Origin of the sequence: Bacillus sp. C28GYM-DRY-1 (genome assembly GCF_030519405.1) — a bacterium.
Lineage (GTDB): Bacteria > Bacillota > Bacilli > Bacillales > Bacillaceae > Bacillus > Bacillus spizizenii_A.
In genome coordinates this window covers 167,933-182,219 of record NZ_JAUMKF010000003.1, presented here as the reverse complement: position 1 = coordinate 182,219, position 14,287 = coordinate 167,933, and the positions used below count along the sequence as shown (strand labels likewise).

Genomic DNA, 14,287 nt, shown 5'->3' with positions numbered 1-14,287 from the left:
GAACCCTTAGAGATTTAAGAGTTCAAGTTTCATATTGATCTTTTGTTTTAATAATTCATCTTGGCCTGTATCTTTAGCTGGACTTTCAGTAGCTTCAGCCGCAGATTGAGCAACAATTTTTCCTGGTACATGTTTGAAATGTGCCATAACCCGATGATCAATGCAGGCTGCTACATCCTTCGATTCTGAAACCACATCGATCAATCCATAATTTAATGCTTCGTCGGCAGTGAGCCACGATTCATCATCCAGTAGCTGGCGTAAAGTACCGTCGTCCAATTTGTTACCTGCTTTCGCAAGATATGTGGAAACGATACTTTCAGTAATCTTGTCCAGGTCATCGGCTGCCTTCCGGAATTCCGCTGCATTCCCGACCATCCCCATGTATGGGTTGTGAATCATCATCATGGCGTTACTTGGCATCGTAATTTTATCGCCGGCCATTGCAATGACGGAAGCGATACTCCCGGCCAACGCATCCACATAGACATTGATTTTTGCTTTATGACGCTGGAGCATAGAATGAATAGCCTGTCCCTCGAAGACATCCCCACCGGGGGAATTGATATACAAATCAATAGAATTCACTTCACCTAGACTCTTTAATTCAGACTGAAAAGCTTTAGATGAACTTTCACTGAACCATCCTTCACCGGTAATTGAACCATAAAGCGTAATTTCAGCAGCTGACTCATTCAGAATCTTCATGTTCCAATACTTGTTTTTCTTCTGTTCCGTTGCCATCACCCCCTTTCAGTCGATCTGAGGATTGTTTCGTCTTGCTGAGTTGGTATTCTTTCATAATTGAAAGAGGCACAAGATTTAAGTTCCCGTAATGCTCATCACCTATCTCACCGATACCCGTCATGTCTTCTTTTTGAAGAATTGTATTCACGCTAAAGGCGCCGACACTTTGCATTGTTTTATAAAATTCAGCACGAGATTTACTATCTCCGCGGAGCTCTGATTCCAAGTTGAATTTAAAGTAATATCCATCATTCCGCTGTTTTTCTGTTAAAATCTTATCATTTAACTCTTGCTCAATATTTGTAACAAATGGCTGCAATGTAGTTTTCACATAGTCTAGTGATTGCTGTTCAATATTTGAAAAAGTAGCACGATCAAGTTCACCAATTTTATGCGGCGGCACCTTGTAAATAGATGCAATCTGCTGGCGATTCCATTTCATCGATTCAATAAATTGAGCATCCCTCATGGGCATAGTCACTTGTGAATAATCCAGCCCAGCGTCTAAAACTGCAATAGACTGTCCCGCATTCACCCGTTCCCAGTCTTCCCTAAGTATTTGTTTACTTTGTCGGTCCAAAAGGGTTGGAGCTTTGACAACACCGAACGGCGCTCCTCCGTTTTTATAAAATTTCGCGTTAAATTTTGTGGCGGCTCTATTTGATCCAATATTGTCACGAATAACTGAAATAGGAGTTTGTCCAACAACTCCATCAAGAGACAGGTTTTTGAAATGAAGCACTTCTTCATAAAAAAACTCACGGTATCTGCCATCAAGAGTTGTGGAATACCAGACGCGTCCGTTGTTAGGATCGATATTTGTATTTGTCGCTTCTGGATCTAAGGGTCTGATTCCCGTCACATTTCCGTCTTTATCAAAAAGTAAAAGGTTGTAGCTGTTCCCCCAGGTACAAAGCCGCGTAACCAAAAGCCGCTTCCATACAAAGCTTGTCATATAGTTATTGACTTTGTTCAGAATCATTTCACTTACATTGCTTTGAACCTGTTGTATATTGCCGTTTTGATTCTGAAAAAGCTTAATCGGCAATTTTGCAATATCGTCGGCCAAAACAATCACACAGGCATAAACATCTGGATGTAGAACTGCCGTCTTACTTGAAACCCTTTCACCAGATGAGCTTTCAGTACCAGCAAAGATATTTCTAAACCAAGTAGCTGGATGGAGAAGAGAACCGCTATCCTCTTCGGCAATTTCATTTTTTATTCCGCTTTTCAGACGGCTTAATAACATTTACTCCCCTCCCTCATCACTATTTTTTTGCTGAATTAGACCTGACAGCCCCGCAAGAGAAAATAAAAAAACACCGGTCGTAATTAAACCTGCGTTAATATTTATCCTATACAAAGCAACTGCAATGAAGACCATGCCAGCAATGAGTAAGAGATCCTCTACAATTGGTTTTATCATTTTCACTAATTTCATACTGTATTCCCCCTACAGACTAAAAGCACCAGACTGAATATAAGCGTTTAAGTCAACTGCTCTCTCAACTTGAGAAGCACGTACATACGCATTAATCAATGCTGCTGCCGGGTCAATCCGCTGAGTGGATTTGGATTTATCAAGCATGATATTCTCCTGAGCGTCCACTTTTGTTACCGCATTACCCATCGCCCAGGTCAGTAAGTCATTTTTCGAATGTATGATTTTTTTCGATTTGACTTTTGCTCTAAAATCCTTTGTTGGTTCAGACAACGTGGCTACTCCCTGCCGTATCTCAATCATTGTGTATCCATCCGCTTCCATTTGCTGAGCAAACTGTGTGGCGTTATATGGATCATAGCCTATTTCCTTGATACGCCAGCCGTTTTCTTTCTCCATTTTCTTAATGTAAGCCCTGATATAGTCATAATCAACAACGGCACCATCTGTTGTCGTTAACCATCCCTTTTTCTTCCACAAGTCATATGGGACGTTATCTGTCTTCATTCTTTCATGGAATGTATCCTCCGGCATAAATCCGTGACTTTCTACAGCAAAACTGCCGTCATCTAATGGAAAGATAAAAGATGCTGCCGTTAAATCAATTGTTTTTGATAAGTCAATGCCGACATAGCACTCTCGGTTTTTCAAATCCGGAATTTTATCAGAACCGCAATCTGTCCAGGCTTGCATATCCATATAGCCGTTCTCCCGCATGTTAACCCAGATATTCATGTTCTTTGTCATGAAATTCCGCATTTTCTCCGGAACGGCAAGCGCGACCTCCAACTCTCCGCGCAAATAATTCAATCCATGCTCATTGGCAGCGACAATCGGGTTAGCTTTAATCCAGTTCTTTTCGTCTTTGACGTCATCACCTTTATCAAGCTCATTGATCATCACAAAATACTGTTCATTTTGTTCCACCTTATTCGGGTCCAATATGCGAGACACGTAATCATATTCAACACGATAAGCAGGATTATTCAATTCAAATCCGGCTGTAGTAATAATCAGCATTAACGGCTGAGCACGGGCAGCCATACCGGAAGCCAGGACATCATAAATCTCTGAGGTTTTATGAGCGTGGTATTCGTCGATAATGCCACATTGCGGGTTAAACCCATCGCCAGTTTTTCCGGCATCTTTAGAAAGCGCCTCAATTTTAGACTGTGTTTTAGGGTGTTCAATTTTTCCATATGCAATCCGATATTTTTTCTCCGGCTTGTTCAAAAGGTCAGCTTGCATAATCTGTGCCTTAATTTCGTTCCAACATATTTTTGCTTGTTCTGTTTTTGTGGCGCCAATGTACACCTCGGACATATATTCATCGTTAGCCATTGCCTCATAGGAACCAACACAAGCCAGGCTCTGCGTTTTGGTGTTTTTACGGCCGACCTGCCAATAGACTTTTTTAAATCGGCGATAGCCGGTATCCTTATGCACCCATCCGTACACATTGCCAAAGATGAATATTTGAATAGGCTCAGGCACAATGTTTTCACCCTGCAATGGGCCTTTCGTATGTTTAAATTGGGTCATCCAGTATAGGAACCGGCGGGCTTTTTCATCATCAAACACATAAGGAAACTCCCTTGTTCCTTCCCGACTCACATCGTTTAAAAAACGCTCACAGGCCCAAATGTGTTTTTCACACGCCACAATCTCACCCGATATCACATCGCGCGAGTAATCAATGAGAAATTGTTTGATTGTCTTCATACGTTTTTAAACTCCTTCTCCGCAGCCGTCTTTTCCCGTTCTTCCTGGGTACGGGTGATAGCAAGTTTTGCCCGGGCAGACGGTGTAAGGCCAAAGTCATTCGCTGCTGATTTCATTTGATCAAAATAATTCTTTTGCCGCTTTAATAACGGATGCTCTTCACCAACAAGCTTTATTGGGTTGCCGTCTTCGTCTTGTCCTTCCGTATGGACCATGATCCCGTCTTCTTCAATAATTTTAGAAATTGATACATACTGCGAATAGGCATTACAATAGGCAGCCAACATGCTGATGTCCGCTTCCGTGATGATTTCAACTTCTGTTAATAGAGCAGCAACCCGTTTGAATTCTTTTTTCCCGACCTTATCCAACCACGTTGGCGGTTTTATATTATCGGATCGCATTTTCATTTTCTTCTCGTGCTCAGCCCGGGCGGCCAGCTCTTCCGTATTCTTTTTATTTGGGTTGCCCTGTATCAATTGAAGCGTCGCGGATTTTGCAGGCCTCGGCATGTTCTCACCTCATTTCACATCAAAAAAATTGCATTTTTTGCTTGTTTTTTTCACCAATCGTGATACGATGGAATTAACAACAAAACCAGTCGTACCAAGCCCTCTCGGCAATTTCGCCGGGAGGGTATTTTGTTTTTCCGGAACTTTGAAAAGCGGTGTTTGTTTGCAGAAGAGGGGGCGCCGTTCTCCAAACGTTTCCTTTCCAGAGATTTGGATAGGGGGGAGGGATCACTTGCCCTTACCGCCATGAACCTTGTTATGACAGGCATTACACAGGCTTACAAGGTTGTCCAAGTCTAATCTTTTCGCCCAATCTTCCTTTACTTCTAAAATGTGATGCACCATGTCAGCCGGAGTGAAGCAATGATCTTTCAAACAATGCTGACAGAGATAATTGTCTCGTATCAATGCAAGTTGTCTTGTTCGTTTCCAATCTGTTGATTTATAAAAACTTGTTATTGTTTTGTTTCTTGAATATTTATTGTAATGTTTTGTTTCTTCTTGTTGCTGTGTCTTGTGTGTATCACAGTACCGGTCACGGGTAAGGCTAGGGCACCCAGGGGCGGCGCATATTCTTAGGGGCTTAAGGGGCATAAACCTCATCCTTTATTAATTCTTTCGTTACTGAATAATTGTAAATTTCTCCTTCTAGTTCTTCGACACTGATTCTCACTACATCCAGATCGCTCACACGTGTTGACATAGTACGTTTCTTACTGCTTTAAATTCAATGAAAGTGTTGATTACCAGCTCACCTAATGGTTTGATGATGTTCCCTCCTCATATTCTTTCTAAACTGCCACCGTACTCAAGCCGTTAACCGCCAATTGTCTATCCTGAGACTTACCGGAAGCAGTTTACAGAGAATATAAAAAGGCACCCCGAAGGGTGCTATTCATATAAGCTAATATCTCCATCTAAAATAACCCAGTATGAATCTCCATCATCTTCTTTGACTCTCACACTCACAATTTCACCACGTTGAATAGCATCTGTAATTTCAATATTTTTTGTTATTTCTCCACTTTTCCCAATAAGATCGGTTCTTTTAATTTCATTTTTCATGTCATTCATTTTCATCTTCCCTTTCCTTTTAAAAATATAAAAAAGACATCCTTGTATTAGGATGCCCTTAATAACAAATTTAAATTATAAATTACTCCTCAGATCTTATGTTTCTAAGTATACGTCGGTTTTCGTTTACCTGATTAATCACTTGTTGAAAAGCAGTAACTGACTCTTCATCTCTTGCTACATCTTTCACAACAAACTTATCAAGTTTACTTCTTTGAACAGTGACCTGTTTATCTTCTTCTGCGTCATAATATCTGATCTTATCAATAATTACATCAGGAGAATGAATAGCAGCAAGAACTATTGGATTGTTATTCAATTCTCCATCCATTGTAGATCTCACTTTTAAAACGTCCATTTTGGAATCGTCTTCAACATTCCAAAATTCTTTTAGAGAACTGTTCAGACTTGGTTTTGCATAAACATCTTCCCTAAGCGTTCCTCTTTGATTAATATTACTTACCTCTACTTCAGTAACGCGATTCACTTTAAACCAGTTTAAGAACATTTCATTTCCTTCAGGTAAAGTCGTTTGTATTACAGTAAAACTATCATTAAACACGCTTCTGAATGCATCATTCATAATGTCTGTTAGTCTGTTTAATGTTCTTCCTGGATCTAAATTTTTTGGTGGATATTTTCTATTCTGAACTAAGAAAATGTTCGTATTGAAATCATATGCAAAAATAGTGCGTTCATAAGGTTCGAAACCTTCTAAGTTTCCTAGCGTCCTGTCTTCATTTACTTTGTATGAGTTTGGTATGAATTCTTCACTTATACTTCCAACCAAAACGCCTCTTTCATACTCTACGCCACTATTTATTACGTATTTTAAGTTTTGTCCTGCATCAAAAAAGTCTAAATTATTTAAATAATCCTGAACCTCATGTTCTTTGCCCTCATAATTCACTTTTTCGAAGACTCTGTAAATTTTAAAGTCCATTCTTTCAATCCCTCCGATTAGTTATTTACTCCTATGACTATATTATCGGTAATTGTAAGAATAAAGTAAATAATTTGCAAAATTTGTCGAACGAAAATGTTGAATAAACCAATAATTTGTCAGGGGATGGATTTCCATGGTACGTATTCCTGCGCTGTTTTATCACCTGAATTTAGAGAAAAAATTGTCTTCTCATAAATAGGTGGCAATCGTAAGACAAAAAGCACCCTTTAGCTCGGGTGCTCATTTCTTCCTATGCTTTTGGAATTCCAATATATCCTCTTTTATAAAAAGCCTGTCCCTCGGCATTTCTTTAACCGGTTCAAGTTGACCCGTTTTAATTAGCTGATTAAGATATTGACGAGTAAAGCCCAATATTTCAATCGCTTCACTAGTATTAACGATTTCCTCATTCAAAAACTTTTTAATTGCATCACGCTCTTTAAGACTGTACACCAAACATCACCCTCTTTTTTCTCGATATTTTTGATAAAGGGAAATTGACTTTTCCACAATTGAAACAGCAAACAAAACAATTATGCATATATCTAAAGTTGTCTTTAATGGACTGGCTGCGACATGCTGCCGAATAAATAACATGTATCCCAAAGCAAGAAGGACAAAAATATCAGTTGACGTTCTGAGTTTTTCCATTGTCTGAAAGTGGCTGCTTTCATGGTTATATAATAATTTGTATCACTTATGTTATACTTGAGAGCAAGGGAGAAGGTGGAGCTTCTCCCTCGGCTCAAAATCATCTACGCTTTCTTGGTCGACGGCGTCTTTTGATTTTGGGCTTTTTTATTTTGAGTTTTTCTCTTATGATAAGAGCTTTTTCAAAGATAGTTAGTGCTGTAAGTATGATGCCCAGTATCACTGCTATTTCAGCCACTTTCGTTCCCTCCTTTCTATACTTTAATTATATACGAATACTTTACTCACGTCAACTACACTAGAGAATTTTTTCCTGTATTCTTATTAAAAAACAACCTATTCATGCTAAACAGAATAGGCTGTGTTCTGCTCTATTTTTCATTTTCAAACGGGAACGCTCAATGTTTTTCTGTACTGTTCCCTTTTTAATGTTCAGCAGCTGGGCGATCTCCTCGAAAGACATGTTTTGCACAGTATGCATGATGAAAATGTCTTTCTCTCTCTCAGTAAGGACAGAAAGGGCATCAGCAATTCTTTCTTTGTCCCAATCGCTTGCCTCCCCTTCTGGCTCTAGATTGATCGCATATTCTTCTGGCATTGCATCAATGATATGAGGATCAGCAAGAATCGTTCTTTGATAAACGTCCCTTCTATCAGCTCCCCGGCGTGCTCCTGGTTGTCTTCCGTTCTGCAGCCATTCAAGAGTGAATTTAATATCACTAATCATACTGCCAATGATCTTCTTATCGTTCTTTTGTTCGGCAGTCATTTCAATTTCAGGCGTTTCTGAGAATGCCCGGTACATCTTTCTCGTTTCTTTTAACGCTCTTTTGTATTCAATGATTAAATCCTGCATTTTTTCATCATCCCTCTACTTCAAATTGAATACGTATCGTTCCAGTTGTTTGCTTTTTGCTCTGCGATATATTGAGGTCTTGATACCTCTTTTACACTGATACTGAAGGTTTTGACCAAGAAGGCTTTAAACTCGTTATAGAGCTCTTCTTTGCCGCAAAAGATATTTACAAGCTTTCCGTTTTTATAAGCGAATCCGTATTTCATCCTGAAACTCCCCTTTTACTTTCTGCGTTTAAAAGCGCCGCCTTTGCTGCGTCTGAGTGTTTGCATGTTCGTGTGCATCATTGAATGCCAGAAACGATCTGAGCGCTCCTGTTGCTTCTGTGATGGTTTCTTTTTGGACTGTTTAATGTCTGATCACTCCTTTCACCGCTAGTAATCGCAATAGACATCCAGATAGTTGCGAAATAAAAAACGGACACCAAACAAACAGCGCTAATGCTGTAAGTTCAGTGTCCGCAGGCTTTCCGTCTTGGACTTATATCGTTGTTCTTATGTAATACCGTTACTCATTTTAGATTTCTTCAATTATTTGTTGACCTCTTATTCTTGATATACATGTCCTACGATTTCACTAGTTAGGCTTGTAAGTTCGTCAATGTATGGTTTAAATACTTGGTCATTTTTTCTAACTAACACAAAACGAGAAAAAATATACCCAACGTTTAGAGTTTCTCCTGAAATATAATCACTTATTAAAATATCGCCTTCATAGATTTCAGTTCCATTTTTATCGGTTAATCCAATACATTGCATAACAGAGAACAAGTTGTTATCCAAATAATCATAAAAACTGTGTTTTATATCCTCCCAGGAAAGCATTTTGTTATTCTCATGATCCCAAGCTCTGAATTTAATTAATCTTCTCTCCATTTCTTATCACATCCTTTCTTAATTGATTTTTTTCTTTACTTTTCACCTTACAATTCCATTATACATGAATTCCCTTTTATCCCTTCCGTAGGAGACACAACCTTCCTATTCCTATTCGGTTTGCCTTACACTTCACAAATTTCCTCCTCAACGTCCATGCTGCAGCCGCATTTCGGGCAGCGTGCATCTGGGCGGATTTTTATATCTAATTCGTTGTGGCCACATTCAGGGCAGCTGTATTCGATCATTTACTATCAGCCCATTCATCAAAACTGTAGGCGTAATCAACGCTTTCAATGAAACCGATCTCCTTCGCCTTCTGACGGATCTTCATACATCCTTCATAGCTGTAAGCCCATATTTCTTTATAATCCCTCAGCTCGCCGTATTTCCCTGTTATGATGAACTTTCGAAAGCTGTTGACCAGTTGCCACATGTTGCCTCCATGCGAAAAGCCGTTTGAACTGCCATATCCCAATTCATACGGGTAAACATCATCCCCCGTGTAATCATCAACAAAGAACAGTTTTTTCTTAAATCTGAAATACGCAATCCGATTCTTTGACTTACAGTAGAAAGTACGTCTGTCTGTGCTTGCGATAAGCTTTATCAGATCATTAATATCGTTCATACGTTTTATTTGCACAGTTGTTGCCATGCCTTCACCCCCTATTCCCAGCCGACTGCGATTGCAAAGAATAAAACCAAAACCATCGCCCCAATGAGCCAGCCGTTTGTCTTATCACGCTTTGCAATGATAGTTTCATCACCGATCATTTTTAGATCGTCTGACTTTGCCACGAGCACCGGTATGTAATCTGGATGCACTTTCAAATATTCCGCAGCCTGCTCAACTGTCATCGCTTCGTCTTTCGTGGCTTTGACTGCCCGCTGAAGCTCAACTTGTAAAGGGATCATTTCACATCACCCTCCAATTCATTTTGGGCAACTGTTATCGCAAGGTTGAGATTAGTAATGATCTTCTCTAATGCCTGTTTGTATCGTTTCCTATCCCCGCTTAGTTGCTGAATATCCTTATGCGCCAGCCGGAATTGATGAACCGTTACTTCCTGCTGACGCTTGTTTTCCTCAATGATTGCCTGCTGCTTAACAGAAAGTTCAGCTTGCTCAATAAGCCAAGCAATTTCCTTCTGAGGAATATATGTCAGTTTTTTCAAATGTTCAATTCTATCTTTCATGTCCGTTCCTCCCCCGCAGGGGAAAGCCCCTGCTATTTGATTTTGAAACCTATTTCGTGATCGACTCGAGCAAAGCTGCCCTTTGCCGTTTGAATGATTGTTTTGCCATGCTCCGGGGCTTCCAAAACATGTGCCGTGCCCTGGCTCCCGTCTAAAACGATGATCTGTATTTTGCCCGGCTCAATTGCATGTTGAATTGTTGTATCTTTGCTTAAATTAATTTCTCTTGGATTGTACATTCTTAGCGCCCCCTGTGCTATGATAGAAGTACCAGTTCATATCAATGCATCGGGGCTAACGCTTCGATGCTTTTTTGTGTTTAATAGTGGTCCATTCTCCATCTGTCTCTATCGTGAACGCCGGAGACGGTTTCAATTCCTCCCGGTAAACGATCGGATGCTTTTTCACGTATTCCGCCAGCTGTTCCGGCGTCATCTCCCATTCTTCAACCGGTCCTGGCTTATAAGGATTGATGCTTTGCAGTTGCATGGTATTTGCCACCTGTATTGATTTTAGGAATTTCCGTGCCGCCGAGCTTCTTGCAATCAGAACCCATTCGGCTGGCGCATGCCTTAAACTGAGAGCAACGTGTTATAAAGGCCATGAGCTTATCTTCTTCCTGCACCCACAACGGCCGATCGTCTGCGATTACCATGTTTAACAGTGGACTTTCCTGCCTTTCTTTTGAGTTTTTTCAGCTCGTCCAGCTCGATGAAGCCAAGTGACTTATCAAGAGCCAGCACCTTGAGTGGCGTATCATAAAGCCGCTCATACAGCTTGCGTTTTATAGCAAATTCCTTTGTTTCCGCGCCCTTGATGTCAATGATCTCGATGCTGCCGTCCAAGTTATGAACCTCAAAGTCTGCAATATATTCAATCTTCCGAAAAGTTTTTCCGTTCTTTTTAAATGCTTCTTGCAGCAGGAACCGTGGCTGCAGCTTAAAACCTTTGATCTGCTTACTCACCTTGAGCCATTTCAGCTGCTCATAGTATTTGGCTTCGGCCCGGCTATCGAACGTGATGCCGTCCACCTGTGTTTTTCTGGCGCCGTACTTATTTGCTGGCATGCGATGCCTCCAAAAGCTCGGGATTTTGAGAAACGTCGCCGATGACTTCGATATTTCGATGTTTGTTGAAATACTCGTGTGCGTTCCAATTTCCAAACATGTAGCAGCCATTAAGATAATTAACCTGTTGCTCAATTAGAATAATTTCATCGTCCCTCTGGTAATGATGCGAACCTTGGACAATATCTCCTTCATAAATCTCCTGGCCGTTCTTATCCTTCAATCCGGTGTATAAATCCCGGCTGATTAATTCATATTCATCTGAGAATACCGGAGACAACTTGGCGGCCGCCCTTTCTTCCAATTGCCCGATGCTGTACCATTTCATTTCAAGGTTGCCGCTGCCTTTATGCCTGAATGTGTAACGAATCTTGATAATGTCCATTCTCCTTACCTCCCGTCATTCTCTTCCCATTGCTGAATCTGCTTTTCTTTTTCTGGCGCCGTCAGTATGATGGCCGGCAGCAGGATCATCGCTTTAAGCACTGCGCATCAGCTCCATTTGTCTGATCTTTTCCTCAAGCACCCGGATAGTCGGTGTGAGATCCTTGCCGCCCTTTTGTTCAGCAGGTCCGAACAAATACATTCCTCCGAATCCATTAAAGTTCGTTTTTTCATCCATTCCGCAACCCTGCCAATCTATGATTTAATAGCATTCTGTCGCCCTTTATGATCACGCAATAGTCCGCGCACATTTCATAAATCCGAGTGCCAAGCGCTTCGTCAATATCCACCAGCTCTTCGATGTCCAATTCACTCGAGATAAGAACCGGTTTATGGTTCAGATACCGATAATTGATGACAGAGTATGTCTGCTCCACCTGCCAATCGGTTGCCCGCGGTTTCTTAACCCTGCCTTCTTTGCTGTTTGTGTACACAGGCTTGAACAGATCATCTATGAACAGCACATCAACCTCTTTCATGCGGTTGAGTTTCTCTTCCAGCTTGTCAAAATCGTCCTTCAGATCGTTGAATCCTTCCACGTATGGAAAATACTGAACAGCAATATTTTTCGCTTTAATCAGCTTGTTTGAAATAGCTGTCAGCAAATGCGTTTTCCCTGAGCCAGGCTGCCCCAGTAAAGCAATGCTGTTGTTTCGGGTGCCACGGATGCTGTCAAAATCCTTGTAGTATTCCACCGCAGTTTCGTAAGTGTCTTTCACGACAGCTGGCTTTCCTTCAGTTATAAAATTCTTGAACTTCAACTTCTCAAATTCAGCAGTTATGTCACTAGAATTCATCAGTTTTCGGATGCGCCGGCGCTCTATGCATTTGCACCGGACCCAAACCTCGTGTCCGTCCTTGTTTTCGATATAGCCAAGCGTATCTTTGCATTTCGTGCATTCATAATCAGCCTTTTCTTCTGACCCTTCCGACCCCGCCGAAAATCGGGCTGACCTTTCCTGAAGCTTCTTCAGTATTGCTGCCATTGCCGCGTCTGTACTTTGCGTTTTGTGTGTTTCCATGTTGCCACTCCTTACTTTTGTTCTTGTTTGACTGGAGAATGCGCTGTACGTAGGCAAGATTGCGAGCGTTCCTCGTTACTGCCTCTTTCATTGCATCCAACACCTTGTCTTCGCCGTAATCGTCTATCAAACTATTAAGCTTCTCAGCCATGAACGATGATAGAAGGCCGAACCCCTCGTCTTCAAAAAATGCAAATACGTTACCTTTCACTTTCTTCTCAACCTCCTGCTGCTCTTCTTGTGCTGGCGTTTCGTCCTGTACCGACTCCGATTTCTTTCCGTAATTCTTGGTATTTTGAAGCTTTACATAATCAACAATGGTGACAATGATTCCTTTGTTCTGCTTCAAGCGCCTCGTTTTGATAAAGCCTGATTCTTCTAACTTACTGAGCGAATAACGCACCTTCTTTACGTCAATGGAAGCTTCTCTCGCCAATTCAGCAACGTTGATCATCGTTTCTCCAATCTTTAGAGATCCAAATGGGGCGAAAGCAGCCTCTTCGAGTAAGCACATATAAATCATCTTTTCGCGCCTGTTTGTAAATTGGCGAGAAGGTACAATAACGTAACCCCAACCTTCCATATCCATGCCGCTCACCTACTTCCTTTCACACAGTGTTGTCATTCCGCTGATGCGCACTAAACGTAACCCAGGTTCATTTGTTCTGTGATAGCCTTCGACATAAGCACGGAACAGCTTCGCTCGATTTGGTGCCCCTTCCGTCGCCCAAGAAGCCTTTCGTATCGACTCATTCTTTCTGTAATTTGCTTTGCGATCATCCCAAATCAGTTGCAGTTCGCTATGATTTCGGATTATTTCACACCATGCTCTGACTTCCATCGCTGTTACTGGTTTATGGACAAAGTGAACATTATCCTAAGCTCCTGCGTACCACTGATAAATCAATGCCTCGCTGTTGCATTTTTAATGCAGTATCATATAATAGCCCTTTATTCGAAATGCGTTTCAAATCCTCAATATTCGCTTTTATACTGCCAAGAATATCTAAAGCTTCTTCGTAATCCCCATCTTTTAAAGAGGCCAGTAAAAGGTCAGCCATACTTTCAACTGAATCTGATTTTCGTTTTACAGATTCTACATCCGATTTCAGGAATTGATTGAGTTTCATACGAGCATTGCCTGCCTTTCCTCTTGTTTTGACATTGCGACTTGATCCATTAACGCTTTGCGTGTCCACTTGTCGGCTAGTTCTTGCATATTTAGGCCATGACTCCGCACTAACGAATAAATCAGAGTTTTGTTTGCTGGGATTAGATCAAATATCTGCTTGATATCCCCCAAAGGTAAATCCTCTGACCTTCCTGGTCGATCATTTGCTAGCCAACGGGATAGATGTTTTGTTGCTTGGATTGCTTCCTCAAGCTGATGAATCATATTGATAACCGCATTACTTGCACTCCTATTTAATGCCGGATCAATAGGTGCCGCTGCTGTTGGATGCAGCTTAAACAAGTAATGAACGAGATCAATGTGTTCATAAGCTCCGCAAGCCTCAAACCACTTGATACACAATTCAGGTGTCAATGCTGTCAAGCCGTTTTCAACATCTGACACATATCGCTGATCTTTACCGCCGAGTAGCCGCCCTAATTGAAATTGAGTAAGCCCGATTGCCTTTCTGACCTCTCGCATAATTTTTGGTAAATTATCGAGTTTATACGGGTTGTTCGACATATGTTCGCCTCCTGTTTCACGGGGAATTATTT

Annotated in this window: 25 protein-coding genes and 1 pseudogene; all 26 read right to left on the bottom strand. The window is 41.1% G+C overall.

Annotated elements, in window-relative coordinates:
• Window positions 1-6 precede the first annotated feature (6 nt).
• Complete coding sequence (locus Q3W56_RS04770) at window positions 7-744, bottom strand: head maturation protease, ClpP-related (protein WP_302894675.1); 738 nt, start codon at window positions 742-744, stop codon at window positions 7-9.
• Window positions 692-1,999 (bottom strand): phage portal protein, encoded by a 1,308-nt coding sequence (locus tag Q3W56_RS04765; RefSeq protein WP_268330517.1) that lies wholly within the window; start codon window positions 1,997-1,999, stop codon window positions 692-694. Before Q3W56_RS04765 ends, Q3W56_RS04770 begins: the two co-directional genes overlap by 53 nt.
• Entirely contained in the window at window positions 2,000-2,191 is a 192-nt protein-coding gene (locus tag Q3W56_RS04760; RefSeq protein WP_041337954.1) for a DUF1056 family protein, read from the bottom strand.
• Between the two features lie 12 nt (window positions 2,192-2,203).
• Window positions 2,204-3,913: a terminase large subunit gene (locus tag Q3W56_RS04755; RefSeq protein WP_302894674.1), complete on the bottom strand. Its 1,710-nt coding sequence runs from the start codon at window positions 3,911-3,913 to the stop codon at window positions 2,204-2,206.
• Window positions 3,910-4,425, bottom strand: coding sequence for a phage terminase small subunit P27 family (locus tag Q3W56_RS04750; protein ID WP_032725452.1), 516 nt, complete (start codon window positions 4,423-4,425; stop codon window positions 3,910-3,912). The genes Q3W56_RS04755 and Q3W56_RS04750 overlap by 4 nt, the downstream gene beginning before the upstream one ends.
• A 228-nt stretch (window positions 4,426-4,653) precedes the next feature.
• Window positions 4,654-5,019, bottom strand: coding sequence for an HNH endonuclease (locus Q3W56_RS04745; protein WP_302894673.1), 366 nt, complete (start codon window positions 5,017-5,019; stop codon window positions 4,654-4,656).
• Window positions 5,020-5,316: 297 nt separating this feature from the next.
• Complete coding sequence (locus Q3W56_RS04740) at window positions 5,317-5,499, bottom strand: hypothetical protein (RefSeq protein ID WP_302894672.1); 183 nt, start codon at window positions 5,497-5,499, stop codon at window positions 5,317-5,319.
• Window positions 5,500-5,581: 82 nt separating this feature from the next.
• Entirely contained in the window at window positions 5,582-6,442 is an 861-nt protein-coding gene (locus Q3W56_RS04735; protein ID WP_103803583.1) for a hypothetical protein, read from the bottom strand.
• A 243-nt stretch (window positions 6,443-6,685) separates the two neighbouring features.
• Window positions 6,686-6,898, bottom strand: a complete 213-nt coding sequence (locus Q3W56_RS04730) for a helix-turn-helix domain-containing protein (protein ID WP_024713902.1) — start codon at window positions 6,896-6,898, stop codon at window positions 6,686-6,688.
• Window positions 6,899-7,196: 298 nt separating this feature from the next.
• Window positions 7,197-7,334, bottom strand: coding sequence for a hypothetical protein (locus tag Q3W56_RS04725; protein ID WP_302894671.1), 138 nt, complete (start codon window positions 7,332-7,334; stop codon window positions 7,197-7,199).
• 102 nt (window positions 7,335-7,436) lie between these two features.
• On the bottom strand, window positions 7,437-7,952 hold the full coding sequence (locus tag Q3W56_RS04720) for a sigma-70 family RNA polymerase sigma factor (RefSeq protein ID WP_302894670.1): 516 nt from the start codon (window positions 7,950-7,952) through the stop codon (window positions 7,437-7,439).
• 15 nt (window positions 7,953-7,967) lie between these two features.
• Window positions 7,968-8,158 (bottom strand): annotated as a pseudogene (locus tag Q3W56_RS04715) (hypothetical protein).
• Between the two features lie 15 nt (window positions 8,159-8,173).
• On the bottom strand, window positions 8,174-8,305 hold the full coding sequence (locus tag Q3W56_RS04710; RefSeq protein ID WP_302894778.1) for a hypothetical protein: 132 nt from the start codon (window positions 8,303-8,305) through the stop codon (window positions 8,174-8,176).
• A 192-nt stretch (window positions 8,306-8,497) separates the two neighbouring features.
• On the bottom strand, window positions 8,498-8,827 hold the full coding sequence (locus tag Q3W56_RS04705; protein ID WP_302894669.1) for a YopX family protein: 330 nt from the start codon (window positions 8,825-8,827) through the stop codon (window positions 8,498-8,500).
• A 244-nt stretch (window positions 8,828-9,071) separates the two neighbouring features.
• Complete coding sequence (locus Q3W56_RS04700) at window positions 9,072-9,485, bottom strand: hypothetical protein (protein WP_302894668.1); 414 nt, start codon at window positions 9,483-9,485, stop codon at window positions 9,072-9,074.
• An 11-nt stretch (window positions 9,486-9,496) separates the two neighbouring features.
• Window positions 9,497-9,745 (bottom strand): hypothetical protein, encoded by a 249-nt coding sequence (locus Q3W56_RS04695; RefSeq protein ID WP_010330964.1) that lies wholly within the window; start codon window positions 9,743-9,745, stop codon window positions 9,497-9,499.
• A complete protein-coding gene (locus Q3W56_RS04690; protein WP_302894667.1) occupies window positions 9,742-10,026 on the bottom strand; it encodes a hypothetical protein in 285 nt (94 codons plus the stop codon). The genes Q3W56_RS04695 and Q3W56_RS04690 overlap by 4 nt, the downstream gene beginning before the upstream one ends.
• Window positions 10,027-10,058: 32 nt before the next feature.
• Window positions 10,059-10,265 (bottom strand): XtrA/YqaO family protein, encoded by a 207-nt coding sequence (locus Q3W56_RS04685; RefSeq protein WP_302894666.1) that lies wholly within the window; start codon window positions 10,263-10,265, stop codon window positions 10,059-10,061.
• Between the two features lie 55 nt (window positions 10,266-10,320).
• Window positions 10,321-10,515, bottom strand: coding sequence for a hypothetical protein (locus Q3W56_RS04680; RefSeq protein ID WP_302894665.1), 195 nt, complete (start codon window positions 10,513-10,515; stop codon window positions 10,321-10,323).
• A 119-nt stretch (window positions 10,516-10,634) separates the two neighbouring features.
• Window positions 10,635-11,093: a DUF1064 domain-containing protein gene (locus tag Q3W56_RS04675; protein WP_302894664.1), complete on the bottom strand. Its 459-nt coding sequence runs from the start codon at window positions 11,091-11,093 to the stop codon at window positions 10,635-10,637.
• Complete coding sequence (locus Q3W56_RS04670; RefSeq protein ID WP_302894663.1) at window positions 11,080-11,478, bottom strand: YopX family protein; 399 nt, start codon at window positions 11,476-11,478, stop codon at window positions 11,080-11,082. The genes Q3W56_RS04675 and Q3W56_RS04670 overlap by 14 nt, the downstream gene beginning before the upstream one ends.
• Window positions 11,479-11,571: 93 nt before the next feature.
• Complete coding sequence (locus Q3W56_RS04665) at window positions 11,572-11,715, bottom strand: hypothetical protein (RefSeq protein WP_302894662.1); 144 nt, start codon at window positions 11,713-11,715, stop codon at window positions 11,572-11,574.
• The gene (locus Q3W56_RS04660; protein ID WP_302894661.1) at window positions 11,708-12,559 is read right to left on the bottom strand and encodes an ATP-binding protein; all 852 of its coding nucleotides are present in this window, start codon (window positions 12,557-12,559) and stop codon (window positions 11,708-11,710) included. Before Q3W56_RS04660 ends, Q3W56_RS04665 begins: the two co-directional genes overlap by 8 nt.
• Window positions 12,444-13,148 (bottom strand): DnaD domain protein, encoded by a 705-nt coding sequence (locus tag Q3W56_RS04655; protein ID WP_368045750.1) that lies wholly within the window; start codon window positions 13,146-13,148, stop codon window positions 12,444-12,446. Before Q3W56_RS04655 ends, Q3W56_RS04660 begins: the two co-directional genes overlap by 116 nt.
• Before the next feature lie 283 nt (window positions 13,149-13,431).
• The gene (locus tag Q3W56_RS04650) at window positions 13,432-13,689 is read right to left on the bottom strand and encodes a YqaH family protein (RefSeq protein ID WP_302894659.1); all 258 of its coding nucleotides are present in this window, start codon (window positions 13,687-13,689) and stop codon (window positions 13,432-13,434) included.
• Window positions 13,686-14,255: a helix-turn-helix domain-containing protein gene (locus Q3W56_RS04645; protein WP_302894658.1), complete on the bottom strand. Its 570-nt coding sequence runs from the start codon at window positions 14,253-14,255 to the stop codon at window positions 13,686-13,688. The genes Q3W56_RS04650 and Q3W56_RS04645 overlap by 4 nt, the downstream gene beginning before the upstream one ends.
• Window positions 14,256-14,287: the final 32 nt, after the last annotated feature.